Origin of the sequence: Pseudomonas sp. PDM02 (assembly GCF_014852285.1) — a bacterium.
Classification (GTDB): Bacteria; Pseudomonadota; Gammaproteobacteria; order Pseudomonadales; family Pseudomonadaceae; genus Aquipseudomonas; species Aquipseudomonas migulae.
Map to the genome: position 1 here is coordinate 278,804 of NZ_JACVBL010000005.1, position 16,884 is coordinate 295,687.

Annotated in this window: 14 protein-coding genes; 9 read left to right on the forward strand and 5 right to left on the reverse strand. The window is 60.0% G+C overall.

Annotation, left to right across the window (positions count from 1 at the left end; genetic code table 11):
* Positions 1 to 87 precede the first annotated feature (87 nt).
* Both IB245_RS11390 and IB245_RS11395 read right to left on the reverse strand, forming a co-directional pair.
* On the reverse strand, positions 88 to 504 hold the full coding sequence (locus IB245_RS11390; RefSeq protein WP_008033254.1) for a DUF3010 family protein: 417 nt from the start codon (positions 502 to 504) through the stop codon (positions 88 to 90).
* A gap of 80 nt (positions 505 to 584) precedes the next feature.
* The gene (locus IB245_RS11395; protein ID WP_192227587.1) at positions 585 to 986 is read right to left on the reverse strand and encodes a lysozyme inhibitor LprI family protein; all 402 of its coding nucleotides are present in this window, start codon (positions 984 to 986) and stop codon (positions 585 to 587) included.
* A 234-nt stretch (positions 987 to 1,220) separates the two neighbouring features.
* Here IB245_RS11395 and IB245_RS11400 point away from each other — a divergent pair, with 234 nt between their 5' ends.
* The 8 genes from IB245_RS11400 (at position 1,221) to IB245_RS11435 (ending at position 10,954) form a co-directional block, all read left to right on the forward strand.
* Complete coding sequence (locus tag IB245_RS11400; protein ID WP_008033250.1) at positions 1,221 to 2,198, forward strand: dipeptidase; 978 nt, start codon at positions 1,221 to 1,223, stop codon at positions 2,196 to 2,198.
* 78 nt (positions 2,199 to 2,276) lie between these two features.
* Positions 2,277 to 2,807 (forward strand): DUF5943 domain-containing protein, encoded by a 531-nt coding sequence (locus tag IB245_RS11405; protein WP_192227588.1) that lies wholly within the window; start codon positions 2,277 to 2,279, stop codon positions 2,805 to 2,807.
* Between the two features lie 15 nt (positions 2,808 to 2,822).
* Complete coding sequence (dgcA, locus tag IB245_RS11410; RefSeq protein ID WP_008033247.1) at positions 2,823 to 4,883, forward strand: dimethylglycine demethylation protein DgcA; 2,061 nt, start codon at positions 2,823 to 2,825, stop codon at positions 4,881 to 4,883.
* 173 nt (positions 4,884 to 5,056) lie between these two features.
* A complete protein-coding gene (gene dgcB / locus IB245_RS11415) occupies positions 5,057 to 7,006 on the forward strand; it encodes a dimethylglycine demethylation protein DgcB (RefSeq protein WP_192227589.1) in 1,950 nt (649 codons plus the stop codon).
* Positions 7,006 to 8,226, forward strand: coding sequence for an electron transfer flavoprotein subunit alpha/FixB family protein (locus tag IB245_RS11420; protein ID WP_192227590.1), 1,221 nt, complete (start codon positions 7,006 to 7,008; stop codon positions 8,224 to 8,226). Before dgcB ends, IB245_RS11420 begins: the two co-directional genes overlap by 1 nt.
* Positions 8,227 to 8,241: 15 nt before the next feature.
* Complete coding sequence (locus IB245_RS11425; protein ID WP_192227591.1) at positions 8,242 to 9,012, forward strand: electron transfer flavoprotein subunit beta; 771 nt, start codon at positions 8,242 to 8,244, stop codon at positions 9,010 to 9,012.
* A 132-nt stretch (positions 9,013 to 9,144) separates the two neighbouring features.
* Complete coding sequence (locus IB245_RS11430; RefSeq protein WP_192227592.1) at positions 9,145 to 9,711, forward strand: GNAT family N-acetyltransferase; 567 nt, start codon at positions 9,145 to 9,147, stop codon at positions 9,709 to 9,711.
* Between the two features lie 79 nt (positions 9,712 to 9,790).
* Positions 9,791 to 10,954: a retropepsin-like aspartic protease gene (locus tag IB245_RS11435; protein ID WP_192227593.1), complete on the forward strand. Its 1,164-nt coding sequence runs from the start codon at positions 9,791 to 9,793 to the stop codon at positions 10,952 to 10,954.
* Positions 10,955 to 11,764: 810 nt separating this feature from the next.
* Here the strand turns inward: IB245_RS11435 and gbcA are convergent.
* Positions 11,765 to 13,060, reverse strand: coding sequence for a glycine-betaine demethylase subunit GbcA (gene gbcA / locus IB245_RS11440; protein WP_031319164.1), 1,296 nt, complete (start codon positions 13,058 to 13,060; stop codon positions 11,765 to 11,767).
* Positions 13,061 to 13,342: 282 nt separating this feature from the next.
* Here gbcA and gbcB point away from each other — a divergent pair, with 282 nt between their 5' ends.
* On the forward strand, positions 13,343 to 14,443 hold the full coding sequence (gene gbcB, locus IB245_RS11445) for a glycine-betaine demethylase subunit GbcB (protein ID WP_192227594.1): 1,101 nt from the start codon (positions 13,343 to 13,345) through the stop codon (positions 14,441 to 14,443).
* Between the two features lie 126 nt (positions 14,444 to 14,569).
* On the opposite strand, the gene IB245_RS11450 is transcribed toward gbcB, so the two are convergent.
* Together IB245_RS11450 and IB245_RS11455 are read right to left on the reverse strand one after the other, a co-directional pair.
* Complete coding sequence (locus tag IB245_RS11450) at positions 14,570 to 15,394, reverse strand: SDR family oxidoreductase (protein ID WP_192227595.1); 825 nt, start codon at positions 15,392 to 15,394, stop codon at positions 14,570 to 14,572.
* Positions 15,395 to 15,774: 380 nt separating this feature from the next.
* Positions 15,775 to 16,815 carry a low specificity L-threonine aldolase gene (locus tag IB245_RS11455; protein ID WP_008035042.1) on the reverse strand — a complete coding sequence of 347 codons (1,041 nt, stop codon included), beginning with the start codon at positions 16,813 to 16,815 and terminating at the stop codon, positions 15,775 to 15,777.
* Positions 16,816 to 16,884: the final 69 nt, after the last annotated feature.

Here is a 16,884-nt window from a genome sequence, read left to right on the forward strand (position 1 = left end):
CCGCGAAGAGGCCGCCTCAATCGAAATCACCGTCGTTTGACACTCCGCCTTCGCGGGCAAGCCTCGCTCCTACAGGTCGTGTCGCGTTTACTTTTTCATCAGTGCCGAACAGGCGGCTTTGTAAGCCTCATGCTGATACTTGTTCAGCGTCCCCGGCAGCTCAAAATCAAACTTCTTGTTCTGCGCATTGATCGTCTGCGGTGACAGCAGAATCACCTCGCAACTCTCCAGCAACTGAAAAACGCCCTCGATCTTGAACGTGGTCGGCCCGCCGGCGAATTCGCCTTTCTTGCTGCGCTTCTTGATCGCGATCCGGTCGATAGAGTTCTCACGGACAAACGACGCCACCTGAGCGGCAAAGACTTTGACGTTGGCGGCTTCGTCGTCATCGTCGAGGGCGATTTTCTTGGTGTTCAGCGCGACGTGGCTCAGTACCTGATCGTCGAGGGAGGCCACGGCGATGATCGCTTCGCTGCCTTTGATTTCGATGCCGCAGATTTTCATTTGAATCCCTCTACCAAATTATGGTGTGCAGCTTACCGCTCGCGTTGGCAGGGTGTAGAAACAATAAGCTCAGCTCTTAATCACTCCTGCCCAATCGACTCCAAAAACTCCGACCGCTCATCACTCATCCGCGCCACGCAATCGTTCTGCGCAATAGTGAACGCCTTGCTGCCGCTGGTCGCCGGAAACGCTTCAACTGTGCAATCCGCATCCCGGGTTTTCAGCCATTGCTGCTGGGCGGTTTTGAGTTTGGCGGTGATGTCGGCCAGTTGTGTCGGGTTTTTGCCGTAGAGCGTTTGCATGCGCTCGGTCAGGCTCTGGTAGTTGTCTTTGAGCAGGTCTTCGGCGGTGGTTCGGCTGTAGACCGAGCATTCCAGGGTCTGGACTTCGTTTTCGACCGCATCGCAGGGGTTGATGTCGGACTCTTCAGCCGCCTGTACGCCGGTCGCTATCAGTGCCATTGCCAGTAAGATCGATTTCATTGCGCCTCAGCCCCTTTTTTGGCCCAAATTCCGTAATGCGGCGAATTCTGGCCCATGCGCAAGCCCTTGAACAGGTGGCCCGCGACGTTCAACGACGACCCTTTGTCGCAGATTGACGCTTTCGGCAAACCCCCTGTCGTTTTTGCACCCGGCTGCACCGGTACTCAGGCATATGCTGGCCCCAAAGCGCCGGCACACGATTCGGCGCATGAATCGCTAATAGGGGACAGCCTGATGAGCCCAGCCGAATTGCACGCCGACAGCATCGTTATCGACGGGCTGATTATTGCCAAGTGGAACCGCGAGCTGTTTGAAGACATGCGCAAGGGCGGTCTGACCGCGGCCAACTGCACCGTGTCGGTGTGGGAGGGCTTTCAGGCCACCGTCAACAACATCGCCGCCAGCCAGAAGCTGATCCGCGAGAACAGCGACCTGGTGATTCCGGTTCGCACCACCGCCGACATCCGTAAAGCCAAGGAGCAGGGCAAGACCGGCATCCTGTTCGGCTTCCAGAATGCTCACGCCTTCGAAGACCAGATCGGCTATGTCGAGGTGTTCAAGCAGCTCGGCGTCGGTATCGTGCAGATGTGCTACAACACCCAGAACCTGGTCGGTACCGGTTGCTACGAGCGTGATGGCGGCCTGTCGGGCTTCGGTCGCGAAATCGTTGCCGAGATGAACCGCGTCGGGGTCATGTGCGACCTGTCCCACGTCGGTTCCAAGACTTCCGAAGAAGTCATCCTCGAATCGAAGAAACCGGTCTGCTACTCCCATTGCCTGCCGTCGGGACTGAAAATTCACCCGCGCAACAAATCCGATGAAGAACTGAAGTTCATCGCCGACCACGGCGGTTTCGTCGGCGTGACCATGTTCGCGCCGTTCCTCGCCAAGGGCATCGATTCGACCATCGACGACTACGCCGAAGCCATCGAATACACCATGAACATCGTCGGCGAAGACGCCATCGGCATCGGCACCGACTTCACCCAGGGCCATGGCCAGGACTTCTTCGAATACCTGACCCATGACAAGGGCTACGCCCGCCGTCTGACCAGCTTCGGCAAGATCATCAACCCGCTGGGCATCCGCACCGTCGGCGAGTTCCCGAACCTGACCGAAACCCTGCTCAAGCGCGGCCATTCCGAGCGCGTGGTCCGCAAGATCATGGGCGAGAACTGGGTCAACGTCTTGAAAGATGTCTGGGGCGAATAAGCCGCCGCACCTCTGAATTCTTTCCCCCGGCCATCCGTGCCGGGGGCAACACCAAAATTTTTCTGGAGTTAAGTTTCCATGGCCAAGATCGCCCCGCAATTGCCTATCGAAGTCGACAGCGAAACCGGTGTCTGGACCTCCGACGCCCTGCCGATGCTGTACGTGCCGCGTCATTTTTTCGTCAACAACCACATGGGCATCGAGGAAGTGCTGGGCGCCGACGCCTACGCCGAAATTCTCTACAAGGCCGGCTACAAGTCCGCCTGGCACTGGTGTGAAAAAGAAGCTGAATGCCACGGCCTGGAAGGCGTCGCGGTGTTCGAGCACTACATGAAGCGCCTGTCGCAACGCGGCTGGGGCCTGTTCAAGATCCAGGACATCGACCTCGACAAAGGCACCGCCAGCGTCAAGCTTGAACACTCCGCTTTCGTCTACGTGTACGGCAAGGTCGGGCGCAAGGTCGACTACATGTTCACTGGCTGGTTTGCCGGTGCAATGGACCAGATTCTGCAAGCCCGCGGCAGCAAGATTTGCACCGTTGCCGAACAAGTCTACGGTGGCTCCGAAGAAGGCCACGACGACGGTTTGTTCACCGTCAAGCCGTTGTAAGTCGAGGAACCCGCCATGGCTTTCGAAGCAATGTTCCAGCCGATCCAGATCGGCAAACTGACCATCCGTAACCGCGTGCTCAGCACCGCGCATGCCGAGGTCTACGCGACCGACGGCGGCATGACCACCGATCGGTACGTCAAGTATTACGAAGAGAAAGCCAAGGGCGGGATCGGCCTGGCGATTTGCGGCGGTTCGTCCGTGGTGGCTATCGATAGCCCGCAGGAGTGGTGGAGTTCGGTGAACCTGTCCACCGACCGCATTATTCCGCACTTCCAGAATCTGGCCGACGCCATGCACAAGCACGGCGCCAAGATCATGATTCAGATTACCCACATGGGCCGGCGCTCGCGCTGGGACGGTTTCAACTGGCCGACGCTGATGTCGCCGTCCGGTATCCGTGAACCGGTGCACCGCGCCACCTGCAAAACCATCGAGCCGGAAGAGATCTGGCGGGTGATCGGCAACTACGCCCAAGCGGCCCGTCGTGCCAAGGCCGGTGGCCTGGACGGCGTTGAACTGTCGGCCGTGCACCAGCACATGATCGACCAGTTCTGGAGCCCGCGGGTCAACAAACGTACCGACGAATGGGGCGGCAGCTTCGAAGGCCGCATGAAGTTCGGTCTGGAAGTGTTGAAAGCCGTGCGCGCCGAGGTCGGTGACGATTTCTGCGTGGGCATGCGTATCTGTGGTGACGAATTCCACCCGGACGGCCTGTCCCACGAGGACATGAAGCAGATTGCCAAGTATTACGACGACACCGGCATGCTCGATTTCCTCGGCGTCGTGGGTTCGGGTTGCGACACCCACAACACCCTGGCCAACGTGATTCCGAACATGAGTTATCCGCCAGAGCCGTTCCTGCACCTGGCGGCCGGCATCAAGGAAGTGGTCAAGGTTCCGGTGCTGCACGCACAGAACATCAAGGACCCGAACCAGGCGACCCGTATTCTGGAGGGCGGTTACGTCGACATGGTCGGCATGACCCGCGCACACATCGCTGACCCGCACCTGATCGCCAAGATCAAGATGGGCCAGATCGACCAGATCAAACAATGCGTCGGCGCGAACTACTGCATCGACCGTCAGTATCAAGGCCTGGATGTGTTGTGCATCCAGAACGCGGCGACCTCCCGTGAATACATGGGCCTGCCGCACATCATCGAAAAAACCACCGGCGTGAAACGCAAGGTGGTGGTGGTCGGTGCCGGTCCTGCCGGGATGGAAGCCGCCCGAGTGGCCGCCGAACGTGGCCACGACGTGACCCTGTTCGAGAAAAAGGAATTCATTGGCGGGCAGATCACCACGGCGTCGAAAGCGCCGCAGCGTGACCAGATCGCCGGTATCACCCGCTGGTATCAGCTGGAACTGGCACGGTTGAAAGTTGACCTGCGCCTGGGCACTGCGGCTGATGCACCGACCATCATGGACCTGCGTCCGGATGTGGTGGTGCTGGCTGTCGGCGGCCATCCGTTCCTGGAGCAGAACGAACACTGGGGCGCGGCTGAAGGCCTGGTGGTCAGCAGCTGGGACGTGCTCGACGGCAAGGTCGCGCCGGGCAAGAACGTGCTGGTCTACGACACTATTTGCGAGTTCACCGGGATGTCGACCGCCGACTTCCTCGCCGACAAGGGCAGCCAGGTCGAGATCGTCACCGACGATATCAAGCCGGGCGTCGCGATTGGCGGTACGTCGTTCCCGACTTACTACCGCAGCATGTACCCGAAAGAAGTGATCATGACCGGGGACATGATGCTGGAGAAGGTCTACCGCGAAGGCGACAAGCTGGTGGCGGTGCTGGAAAACGAATACACCGGCGCCAAAGAGGAGCGGGTGGTCGACCAGGTGGTCGTGGAAAACGGCGTGCGCCCGGACGAAGAAATCTACTACGCGCTGAAGGACGGCTCGCGTAACAAAGGCCAGATCGACGTCGAAGCCTTGTTCGCGATCAAGCCGCAGCCATGCCTTGAGCAGAGCGGTGACGGCTACCTGCTGTTCCGCATCGGCGATTGCGTGGCCCAGCGTAACGTGCACGCGGCGATCTACGACGCGCTGCGGCTGTGCAAGGATTTCTAAGAGCTTGTGGATAACCCTGTAGGAGCGAGGCTTGCCCGCGAAGGCGTCCTGACATTCAACATTGTTGTCGGCTGACCCATCGCATTCGCGGGCAAGCCTCGCTCCTACAGGAATCGGGCAAGGCATCCAGGTAGTTTGGCCTGCAAGACCCTGCGGTCTTTGGGAGCTCCACCATGTTGAACACCCTTCTTCCAATCCTGTTGTTCGCTGCCCTGGGCCTTGCTGTCCTCGGCGCGTTGCGGCGGGTGGCTATGTGGCGCCGGGGCCGAGCCTCCAAGGTCGACCTGATCGGTGGCCTGTTCGCCATGCCCAAGCGCTACATGGTCGATTTGCACCATGTTGTCGCGCGGGACAAATACATCGCCAACACCCACGTGGCCACGGCCGGTGGTGCGGTGGCGTCCATCGTGCTGGCGATTCTGGTGCACGGTTTCGGCCTGCATAACCGCATCCTCGGTTACGCGCTGTTGTTGATGACAGTGGTGATGTTCGTCGGTGCGATCTTTGTGTACCTGCGTCGTCGCAACCCGCCGGCTCGCCTGTCCAAAGGGCCGTGGATGCGCCTGCCGAAAAGCTTGTTGGCGTTCTCGGCGAGCTTCTTCCTGTTGACTCTGCCGGTCGCCGGCATCCTTCCGGAGAATTTTGGCGGTTGGGTGGTGGCAGCGATCCTCGGGATCGGCGTGCTGTGGGGCGTTTCGGAATTGTTCTTCGGCATGACCTGGGGCGGGCCGATGAAGCACGCCTTCGCCGGTGCCCTGCACCTGGCCTGGCACCGTCGCGCCGAACGTTTTGGCGGTGGTCGTTCCACCGGTTTGAAACCGCTCGACCTGAACGATCCAAGCGCACCGCTGGGCGTGGAAAAACCCAAGGATTTCACCTGGAACCAACTGCTCGGTTTCGACGCCTGCGTGCAATGCGGTAAATGTGAAGCCGCGTGCCCGGCGTTCGCCGCCGGCCAGCCGCTGAACCCGAAAAAGCTGATTCAGGACATGGTCGTCGGCCTTGCCGGCGGCACCGATGCCAAGTTCGCCGGCAGCCCCTATCCGGGCAAAGCCATCGGCGAACACGCGGGCAACCCGCATCAACCGATCGTCAACGGTCTGGTGGACGCCGAAACGCTGTGGTCCTGCACCACCTGCCGTGCCTGCGTCGAGGAATGTCCGATGATGATCGAGCACGTCGATGCCATCGTCGACATGCGTCGCCATCTGACCCTGGAAAAAGGCGCGACCCCGAACAAGGGCGCCGAAGTCCTGGAAAACCTGATTGCCACCGACAACCCTGGCGGTTTCGCACCGGGTGGCCGGATGAACTGGGCAGCGGATTTGAACCTCAATCTGCTCAGCGAGAAGAAATCCACCGACGTGCTGTTCTGGGTCGGCGACGGCGCCTTCGACATGCGCAACCAGCGCACCCTGCGTGCCTTCGTCAAAGTGCTGAAAGCGGCCAAGGTCGACTTCGCGGTACTCGGCCTCGAAGAACGCGACAGCGGTGACGTAGCCCGACGTCTGGGCGATGAAGCGACCTTCCAGTTGCTGGCCAAACGCAACATCCAGACCTTGGCCAAGTACAGTTTCAACCGCATCGTCACCTGCGACCCGCACAGCTTCCACGTGCTGAAAAACGAATACGGCGCCTTCGATGGCAACTACCTGGTGCAGCACCACAGCACCTACATGGCCGAAATCATCGACGCCGGCGCGCTCAATCTCGGCCAGCACAAAGGCAGCAGCGTGACCTATCACGACCCGTGCTACCTCGGTCGCTACAACGGCGAATACGAGGCGCCGCGAGAAGTGCTGCGCGCCCTCGGGATTGAAGTGAAAGAGATGCAACGCTCCGGTTTCCGTTCACGCTGCTGCGGCGGCGGTGGCGGCGCGCCGATCACCGACATTCCGGGCAAGCAGCGGATCCCCGACATGCGCATGGAAGACATCCGCGAAACCGGCGCCGAACTGGTGGCCGTGGGTTGTCCACAATGCACCGCGATGCTCGAAGGCGTGGTCGAACCACGGCCGTTGATCAAGGACATCGCCGAGCTGGTGGCGGACGCACTGCTTGAAGACGCAGCGCCAAGCAAACCGTCCACACCGGCCCAACGTGAACCTGCGGAGGCCCACTGATGAGCGACATTATCCGCCGCGACCCCCGCGCCGAATGGATTGCCCGTAACCGTCTGCACCCGCTGCACGCGGCCATGCAGCCGGCGCAACACAGCTGGATGGGGCCGAACGGCATCATCCGCAAGAACCCGCATGGCATCGGTTTTATCGGTCCCAATGGCATCAAGCGCATCGACCGCAGCGGCGCGCAGCAAGGCGGGGCAACCAAACGCTCGGCCGCTGTTGAAGTGCAATTGCCGCTGCATCAAGTGCCAGCACCTGCGTATTACATCAGCGTGGTGCCGGACATGGTCGGCGGCCGCTTGAGCAGCCACGACAAGGACTTGCTCGGCCTGGCGCACCAGTTGGCGGGCAAGGACGGCGCGGTGTTGGCCGTGGTCTTCGGCGAACACAAGGAAAACGCCTTTGCCACCGCCGGCGTCGATCGCTTGCTGGTGCTCGAAGGCGACGAATTCAACGGTTATGCACCGGAGCAACGTGTCCAGGGCCTGCGGGCTGTGGATAACCAGTTCAGCCCGCGTCACTGGCTGCTGCCGGACAGCCGCAGCGGTGGCGGCGAACTCGGTCGGCGCTTTGCCGCTGCACTGGGCGAACGCCCGGCCACGCGGGTCTGGCAGGTCAAGGATCAGGAATGCATCGGCCGCGCTGGCGCCGGGTTGCAAGACCTCGCGCGTCCGGTCGCACGCTTGATTCTGGCCGCCGCCGAATGCGCCGAGCCGGTCAGCGAAACCCGTCATGAAGCCTTGCCGGTGGAGTTATCCACAACCGTGGCGCGCAGTCTGTCGCGGATCGAGGATCTGGGCGCTGTGGCCGTGGACCCGGCAGCCATTCCGATGGCCGAAGCCGAGTTCATCTTCTCCGGCGGCAACGGCGTCAAGGACTGGGGACTTTTCCACAGGACTGCCGAAGCGCTCGGCGCCACCGAAGGCGCATCCCGTGTGGCGGTGGACGATGGCTTCATGGCCCGTGACCGTCAGGTCGGCGCGTCCGGTACGTGGGTCACCGCGAGGGTCTACGTGGCGGTGGGGATTTCCGGGGCGATCCAGCACCTGCAAGGCATCGGTGCCTGCGACAAGGTGGTGGCGATCAACCTTGACCCAGGTTGCGACATGATCAAACGGGCCGACCTGTCGGTGATCGGCGAGAGCGCCGAGATTCTTCAAGCCTTGATCGATGCGATAGCGGCTTATCGCGACGACGCCAAGCGCGATGCGGCTTAAGGGAAGGAAAGGGTTATGAGCACGAAAATCATCAGCCTGGTGTCCATCGGCGCCCACCCGACCTCCGGCCGGCCACGTCGCGCGGAGCAGGATGCGCGGGCTGTGGAACTGGGTCTGCAACTGGCTGGGGATAACCTGCAAGTGCTGCATGCCGGCGACGTCGCGGAGCCTGCGCTGCGCGCCTATCTGGGCATGGGCCTGGAACAACTGCACGTGCTGGAGCAACCAGCTGGCGCCGATGCCTTGCCGGCGTTGACCGCCTATTTGCGCGATGCCGGAGCACAAGTCGTGCTGACTGGCAGCCAGGCAGAAACCGGCGAAGGCTCGGGCATGCTGCCGTTCCTGCTGGCGGAAAACCTCGGCTGGCCGCTGGTGGTCGGGCTGGCTCAGGTGGAGTCCATCGATGGCAGTTCGGCGCTTGTCCTTCAAGCGTTGCCCCGTGGTCAGCGCCGTCGTTTGAAGGTGCGGCTGCCGTTCCTGGCGACTGTGGATAACGCGGCGCCGAAGCCTCGTCAGAGCGCGTACGGCCCGGCCCGGCGTGGTGTGTTGCAGGCGGATGAAGTCGAAGTGATCGATGATGAGTTGCTGGCCGTATCGACGCTGCAACCGGCCAAACCTCGGCCTAAACGCTTGAAAGTGATCAAAGCCAAAAGCGGCGCGGACCGGATGAAAGCGGCGACGGCCAAAGCCAGTGGCGGCGGCGGGCAGGTGCTCAAAGGCGTCACGGCGCAAGCGGGTGCCGAAGCGATTCTCAAATTGCTGATCGAAGAAGGCGTGGTCCGCTAACCAACACTCAGCACAGATCTAAAATGTGGGAGCGAGACCGGCTTGCCGGCGATAGCGGTGGGTCAGTCAACATCATCGGCGACTGATCCACCGCTATCGCGAGCAGGCTCGCTCCCACAAGGGAAAAAAGTAATGACCGTTGAATTTCGTTCGGCCTTGCGCAGCGACGCGCGGGAAATTGCCCGTTTGTTCCAGATTTCCTCAGAGGGCGCTTCGGATTACATCTGGAGCCAACTCGCCGAACCCGGCCAGGATCTGTTGGACGTCGGCGCCCTGCGTTACGCCCGTGACGACGTGGATTTCTCCTACCAGAACTGCCTCATCGCCGAGGCCGACGGCCACGTCATCGGCATGATGCACAGCTACGTGATGCGCCACGATCCGCTGGCCGAACCCACCACCGACCCGGTGCTGGCGCCGTATGCCGACATGGAAATCCCCGACACGCTCTACATCTCCAGCCTCGCGCTACATCAAGGCTGGCGCAACCTGGGCCTTGGCAAGCAGTTCCTGGCCCACGCTCACGAACGTGCCAGCCAGTTGGGGCTCAAGGGCTTGAGCCTGATCGACTACGCCGTCAACACCGGCGCCCGTCGTTTCTATGAGCGGCATGGTTTCCGCATCGTCGATACCTGCCAGATCACGCCACACCCGATGATTCGGGTGACCGGCGACGCTTACCTCATGCAGTGGCCCTAGTGAGCTACATTTCTTAATGAGCGGCCCGAGGCGGCAGCAGCGCTGATTCATAAAACTCGTTTTCAGGAATGGGTTGCCGATGAGCACGGTCAGTCGGCGTGAGACATGTCTGATCTGTGGCGTGATGCTGGTTGTGATGGCTGCGGCCGCTGAAACCCGCCAGGGCGATCCGGATTTCTATCAATGGATCGACTCTGCGCAGGGGCGGCATGCCTCCCTGGCGCAAATGAAGCGACATTGCGATCATGTGTTGGCGCCTGATAAAAACCTCAATTGTTCAGTCACCGTTCTCGCCAGAATGTTCGAGACCAAGGCCGCCAATCAGCTGCCCGATTACTACCTGGCAATCAAGCGGCGCCATGCTCAAGCCATCGCCAATGACCCTGAACTCCAACAGTTGTTCTCCATGTTCGGCAGCGAATCGATCGCGACCTTGCGGCAGGTCGCCGATTTCTCACTGACAAGATCACCGCGACGCGAAGTGCTGCCGATTCATCCTTCCCCGAATGATGGCCACGAGACGAATGAGGTGCTGCCGTACCTCGATGTCAAAGCCGCCAACGGAGTTTCGGCGCGGTTCATTCTTGATACGGGCGCCCCGCAAACCCGGGTCAACAGCGAAACCGCGAAGCAGATGGGCATCAAGCTGCTGACCGACTCTGATTACGGCTACAGCACCTTCTACGGCGAGCGGGACCTGGCGGCCAAACTCGGAATCCTTGAATCCCTGAAGATCGGTGCAAGCGAGTTCAGGAACGTCCTGGTGTTTGTCAGTGATCGGGATAACTTATTGGGGCTCGACCTGATCGGTAAGCTGGGACGATTGAACATTACGAAAAAGACGCTGGAGATCAACGCTGCGGCGCCCACACGATGTGATTCGCCGGTCACCTTCGTCCGTATCGACATCAATCAACGATTGACCCTTGCTGCGCGGCTGGATCGGCGTGCGACCGTGGCAATTATCGACACCGGCAATGTGGATTACCTGACATCCGCCTCGCCCGGCGCTTCACCTGTTCATGTCATCGATAAGCCGCACCACCAGATCTTCAAGGGCGAGTTGAGCTTGTCCGGGCGTACCCGTCTGATCGCCTACAAGTACTACCCGGACTTTACGATCCCGCCGTCGATGCTGCTTGGGCAGTACGTGCCGTCGATTTTGCTCGGATGGCGTGCATTCAATGATTACGAGTTGAATCTGGATATTGCTTCGGGCTTGTCCTGTTTCAACAGGGTTTGATCACGGTTACCCACAATCCCTGTTAGCGCTTCTGTGGATAACGTGTTCGCCCATCGCTACACGCCATACAAATCAAGCCCTGCAAGCCTTCGTACAAAAAACAACCAGCCTAAGTTGCGGTTTTTTAGGGCTTTTTCCAGAGGATAAGTCTGTTCGTTCGCCAATACTTGCCCCCAATCTCTGTTGGCGCTTCTGTGGATAAGATGTTCGCTGTCCGCTACAGGCCATATAAACCGGACCTGTTCGCTGTGTGATTGAAAAATGATCAATTTGTCGATCTGGAGCGGAGAACCTCGCGTAAACCCTGATTTATCGTAGCTTTCGGCGGTTTTCCACAGAGGCTGCGGAGTTGCCCCCAAAGTCTGTTGGCGCTTCTGTGGATAAGGTGTTCGCCATCCGCTACAGGCCACGTACTGCGTGGCTTTCAGGTGTCAGGTCAAAAAACAATCAATCGCTGTTCAAAACCCTGCTTCTGGATAAGTCACGGATTTTCTTCGGTTTCTGTGGAGAAAGTTTGGGGGCATCGCACACTTGTCCCCATTAGCTGTGGGTGGAGGTGTGGATAACTTGTTTGCGGAAGGCTGGAAGCCACGAACGGCATAGCGCTGAACGCAATAGATCATATTTCGTACAGATCTATGGAGGGGAGGGTATGGGAGAAAGAAAGGCGGTGACCATTAGGACGCCTTCGCGAGCAAGCCCGCTCCCACATTGGATCTGCGTAGTGCACAAGTCTTGTGGACAACACGGTCAAGTGTGGGAGCGGGCTTGCTCCGGGCGGCGTTCCGACGAAGCTTTTGCTTTTGATCTTTAACCCTGAACCGGAACCCCTTTGAGGTAAGGCGCAGGCTCAGCACCAAGGTTGTTCAGCAGACGCTCGCTGTACCAATCCACAAAGTTCACCACACCAAACTCATAGGTCTTGGAGTAAGGCCCAGGCTGGTACGCGGTTGAGTTGATGCCGCGCTGGTTTTCTTCAGCCAGGCGACGGTCCTGGTCGTTGGTGGCATCCCAGACCTGGCGCATGCGCTCCACGTCGTAGTCGACACCTTCGACCGCGTCCTTGTGCACGATCCACTTGGTGGTGACCATGGTTTCCTGCGCGCTGATCGGCCACACGGTGAAGACGATGATGTGGTCGCCCATGCAGTGGTTCCACGAGTGCGGCAGGTGCAGGATGCGCATCGAGCCCAGGTCCGGGTTCTTGATGCGGCCCATGAGTTTGGCGCAGCCCTGTTTGCCGTCCATGGTCATCGACACGGTGCCCTTGAGCAGCGGCATGCGCACGATGCGGTTACGCAGGCCGAAGCTGGCGTGGGCGTAAGGAATCTTCTCGGCTTCCCAGGCAGCGGCGGAAGCGGCGACGTGGTCCTTGAACGCCTGGTCGGCGCGCGGGTCGGTGACGTCGTCCCATTCCAGCAGGGTTTTCAGCAGTTCCGGGTGCGACGCGTTGCAGTGGTAGCACTCGCGGTTGTTTTCCAGCACCAGTTTCCAGTTGGCCTTTTCCATCAAGGTGGTTTGCACCGCCACCTTGGTGTTTTCCATGTCGTACGGTTCCATGTAATGGTTCAGCGTCGACAGGAAGTCATCGATGGCCGGCGGATTCTCCGACAGGCTGATGAAGATATAGCCGCCGGCGGTCTTCACGTTCACCGGTTTGAGGCCGTACTGCTTCATGTCGAAATCGGCGCCCATCTCGGTGCCGGCGAACAGCAGGCGGCCGTCCAGCTCGTAGGTCCACTGGTGGTAGTGGCAGACCAGCTTGGCGACTTTGCCTTTTTCACTGGTGCACAGCCGCGAACCGCGGTGACGGCAGACGTTGTGGAAGGCGTGAACCACGCCTTCGGCGCCGCGAATCACGATGATCGGGTTCTTGCCGACTTGCAGGGTCAGGTAGTTGCCCTTGGTCGGGATTTCGCAGGTCATGCCGGCGATCAACCACTCTTTCTGGAAGATCTCCTGCATGTCGATATCAAACAGCCGCTCGTCAGAGTAAAACGGCTGCGGCAGCGAGAAGGTGCGCTCGCGTTCTTGCAGCATCTGCGCGGTGGCCTTGCGTGCGGGTTCCAGTGGATCGCCCAGGCTCAGGGTAGTAGTGACGTCCATCATTTAATCCTCAAGGCCATTCTGTGTGGCCGGCGAAAGTGGCTAATCAGGTTTGCTACGCAAGGTGTAAAGGTTATGTCTTGGTATGGGGCGAGTGTGGGGCCGGCGTTGCCCGGAACCTTATCCATGGGCGACATGGCCCAATCTGTTCCCGACGCGTAACCCCCGGCAGTTGGGGGCTGGTCGCGATAAGTATGTGAATGTCGCAGATAGGTAAATGGGTGATCTGCGCTATACGCAGAATCGTCAACATAAGGCCGACCATCGGCGGTGGAGAACAGCATGTCCAACAGCTTCCTGAATCCGGTAACCACCCAGACCTGGGCCAATGGCCGACACATCGTCCGTTGCGTCAAAGTCATCCAGGAAACCTGGGATGTGCGCACCTTCTGCTTTATGGCCGACCAGCCGATCATGTTCTTCTTCAAGCCGGGGCAATTCGTCACCCTGGAGCTGGAAATCGATGGCCAGCAGATCATGCGTTCGTACACCATTTCCAGCTCGCCGTCGGTGCCGTACAGCTTTTCGGTCACGATCAAGCGCGTGCCGGGCGGCAAGGTCTCGAACTGGCTGCACGACACCCTGCATGAGGGCTACGAACTGGCGGTGCACGGCCCGGTCGGGCTGTTTAACGCGATCGACTTCCCGAACCCGAAAGTGCTGTACCTCAGTGGCGGCGTGGGTATCACGCCGTGCATGTCCATGGCCCGCTGGTTCTTCGATACCAACGGCAATGTCGACATGGCGTTTATCCACAGCGCCCGCTCGCCGAAAGACATCATTTATCACCGCGAGCTGGAACACATGGCGGCGCGGATCGAAAATTTCAGCCTGCACCTGATCTGTGAAAAACATGGTTTCGGTGAGCCATGGGCCGGTTATCGCGGTTATCTGAACCACAAGATGCTGGAACTGATGGTCCCGGACTTCCTTGAGCGCGAAGTGTTCTGCTGCGGCCCGACGCCTTACATGAACGCGGTCAAGCGCCTGCTGGAAAACGCCGGCTTCAATATGAAGCACTACCACGAGGAATCATTCGGCGCCACGCCGCCAGAGGCGATCGCCGATGCCGTGGAGAATGCTGAGCAGGCCGCTGACGCGCCGGAAATCGATGCGGCTGATTTGCATGAGGTGGAATTCACCGCCTCGGGCAAGAGCATCCGCGTGGCACCGGGCGAGACCGTGCATGCGGCGGCCGCCAAGGTCGGCCTGATGATTCCGAAAGCATGCGGCATGGGCATTTGCGGCACCTGCAAGGTGCTCAAGCTTGGCGGCGAAGTGGAGATGGACCACAACGGCGGGATCACCGAGGAAGACGAAGCCGAAGGGTTCATCCTGTCGTGCTGCAGCGTGCCGAAGGGCGACGTTCGCATCGAGTATTGATGGTCGCACGATAAACCTGTAGGAGCTGTCGAGTGAAACGAGGCGGCGATCTTTTGACCTTGATTTTTGAAGTCAAAAGATCACCGCCTCGTTTCACTCGACAGCTCCTACAAGGTTGTGGATATCTCAGTCGACGAATAGGTCTGGCATCAGCTTGTCGTTGGTGCCGGGCTCAAAGCGGTAATGATCGAATTCGGTCACGCCGGTTTCCCGCAGTATTTCCTCATCAATCAACAACCGCCCGGTCAGGCTTCGTCCGGTGCTGCTCAAGATAACGTGAGCGGCATCCGCCATGATTTCCGGTGTGCGCGCATGTTTGAACGACTCGCGTGAGCCCAATTGAAATTCGATGGCGGCGGTGGCGATCATCGTCTGCGGCCACAGCGAGTTGACACTGATCCCGTAATTCTTGAATTCCTCGCTCATGCCCAGCGTGAGCATGCTCATGCCGTATTTGGTCACGGTGTACGGGCTGTATTGGGCGAACCACTTGGTTGCCAGGTTCAGTGGCGGTGACAGGTTGAGGATATGACCGCTGCTTTTCTTCAGGTAAGGCAGGGCTGCCTGGCTGCACAGCAATACGGCGCGGGTGTTGATCTGGTGCATCAGGTCAAAGCGCTTGAGCTCGATGTGCTGAACCCCGGTCAGCTTGATCGCGCCGGCGTTGTTGACCAGCGCATCGATGCCGCCGAAATGCTCGTTGGCCTGGGCCAGTGCCTCACGCACCGCGACTTCATCTCGAACGTCCACCTGCAGGGCCAGTGCCTTGCCGCCGGCTGCTTCGACTTCCTTTGCGACGCTGAAAATCGTGCCCGGCAATTTGGCGTGCGGCTCGGCACTTTTGGCTGCAATCACGATGTTGGCCCCATCGCGCGCGGCCCGCAGCGCGATCTCACGACCAATCCCGCGGCTGGCGCCGGTGATGAACAGGGTTTTGCCTTGAAGGGACATGCGTGCGCTCCTGATTATTGTTATCTGAGCGCTTCAATGTAGACCAACATGCGTGGTGCATCTTGCTGGCGATGGCGGTGTGTCAGGCACACCGCGTCGTCTGGATCGCCAGCAGGCTGGCTCCTACAGGTTTTGTGTCGTACACAGAATGGGAGGCGGGGCGGGGATTTGTAGGAGCTGACTTGCTGGCGATGGCGGTGTGTCGGGTGTACCGCGTTGCGGCGATCGCCAGCAAGCCGGCTCCTACAGGGTTTGTGTCGTACGCGGGATGGGAGGCGGGGCGCGAGTGTGTAGGAGCTGGCTTGCTAGCGATGGCGGTGTGTCAGGCACGGCGCGTTGCAGCGATCGCCAGCAAGCTGGCTCCTACGGGGTTTGTGTTGTTAGCGGGACATCACTTCGCGAATATCCGCTGCCAATTCACGTACGCGCTCTTCCTCGGTGTCCCAGGAGCACATGAAACGTGCGCCGCCGTTGCCGATGAAGGTGTAGAAGCGCCAGCCCTTGGCGGTCAGTGCGGCGATGGCCGGTTCCGAGAGTTGCAGGAACACGCCGTTGGCCTGCACCGGGAACATCAGCTCCACGCCCTGGATATCGCTGACCAGTTCCGCCAGCAGTTGCGCACAATGGTTGGCGTGACGGGCATATTTGAGCCAGGCATCGTTTTCCAGAATCCCGACCCACGGCGCCGAGAGGAAGCGCATTTTCGAGGCCAGTTGCCCGGCCTGTTTGCAGCGGTAGTCGAAGTCTTCGGCCAGTTTGTGGTTGAAGAACAGAATCGCTTCACCCACTGCCATGCCGTTTTTCGTGCCGCCGAAGCACAGCACGTCAACGCCGGCCTTCCAGGTCAGGTCGGCCGGCGTGCAGCCGAGGAATGCGCAGGCGTTGGAGAAGCGCGCGCCGTCCATGTGCAGGTTCAGGCCGAGTTCTTTGCAGGTGGCGCTGATGGCGCGGATTTCTTCCGGGGTGTAGACGCTGCCGACTTCGGTGGCCTGGGTCAGGGTCACGACGCGCGGTTTCGGGTAGTGAATGTCCTGGCGCTTGAGGGCCACTTCGCGGATCGATTCCGGGGTCAGCTTGCCGTTCTCGGTGCGGGCGACCAGCAGCTTGGAGCCGTTGGAAAAGAATTCCGGCGCGCCGCATTCGTCGGTTTCGACGTGGGCGGTTTCCGAGCAGATCACGCTGTGGTAACTCTGGCACAGCGACGACAAGGCCAGGGAGTTGGCGGCGGTGCCGTTGAAGGCGAAGAATACTTCGCAGTCGGTTTCGAACAGTTTGCGGAAATCATCGGACGCGCGAGCGGTCCATTCATCGTCGCCGTAGGCGCGCTGGTGGCCGTGGTTGGCCTGTTCCATCGCCGCCCAGGCTTCAGGGCAGATACCGGAATAGTTGTCGCTGGCGAATTGTTGGCTCTTATCGGTCATGGCCCTGCTTTCCGTGGTCGGGACGCTTATGGTGAAGCGTCTCGTGGTCAATGATGGTGCGCACTTTAC

Coding starts and splice junctions, on each gene's coding strand:
- IB245_RS11405 (WP_192227588.1), top strand. CDS start 2,277: ATGGCCAAGATCGCCCCGCAATTGCCTATCGAAGTCGACAGCGAAACC.
- IB245_RS11425 (WP_192227591.1), top strand. CDS start 8,242: ATGAGCACGAAAATCATCAGCCTGGTGTCCATCGGCGCCCACCCGACC.
- IB245_RS11420 (WP_192227590.1), top strand. CDS start 7,006: ATGAGCGACATTATCCGCCGCGACCCCCGCGCCGAATGGATTGCCCGT.
- dgcA (WP_008033247.1), top strand. CDS start 2,823: ATGGCTTTCGAAGCAATGTTCCAGCCGATCCAGATCGGCAAACTGACC.
- IB245_RS11395 (WP_192227587.1), bottom strand. CDS start 986: ATGAAATCGATCTTACTGGCAATGGCACTGATAGCGACCGGCGTACAG.
- IB245_RS11430 (WP_192227592.1), top strand. CDS start 9,145: ATGACCGTTGAATTTCGTTCGGCCTTGCGCAGCGACGCGCGGGAAATT.
- IB245_RS11435 (WP_192227593.1), top strand. CDS start 9,791: ATGAGCACGGTCAGTCGGCGTGAGACATGTCTGATCTGTGGCGTGATG.
- IB245_RS11390 (WP_008033254.1), bottom strand. CDS start 504: ATGAAAATCTGCGGCATCGAAATCAAAGGCAGCGAAGCGATCATCGCC.
- IB245_RS11455 (WP_008035042.1), bottom strand. CDS start 16,815: ATGACCGATAAGAGCCAACAATTCGCCAGCGACAACTATTCCGGTATC.
- gbcA (WP_031319164.1), bottom strand. CDS start 13,060: ATGGACGTCACTACTACCCTGAGCCTGGGCGATCCACTGGAACCCGCA.
- IB245_RS11450 (WP_192227595.1), bottom strand. CDS start 15,394: ATGTCCCTTCAAGGCAAAACCCTGTTCATCACCGGCGCCAGCCGCGGG.
- IB245_RS11400 (WP_008033250.1), top strand. CDS start 1,221: ATGAGCCCAGCCGAATTGCACGCCGACAGCATCGTTATCGACGGGCTG.
- gbcB (WP_192227594.1), top strand. CDS start 13,343: ATGTCCAACAGCTTCCTGAATCCGGTAACCACCCAGACCTGGGCCAAT.
- dgcB (WP_192227589.1), top strand. CDS start 5,057: ATGTTGAACACCCTTCTTCCAATCCTGTTGTTCGCTGCCCTGGGCCTT.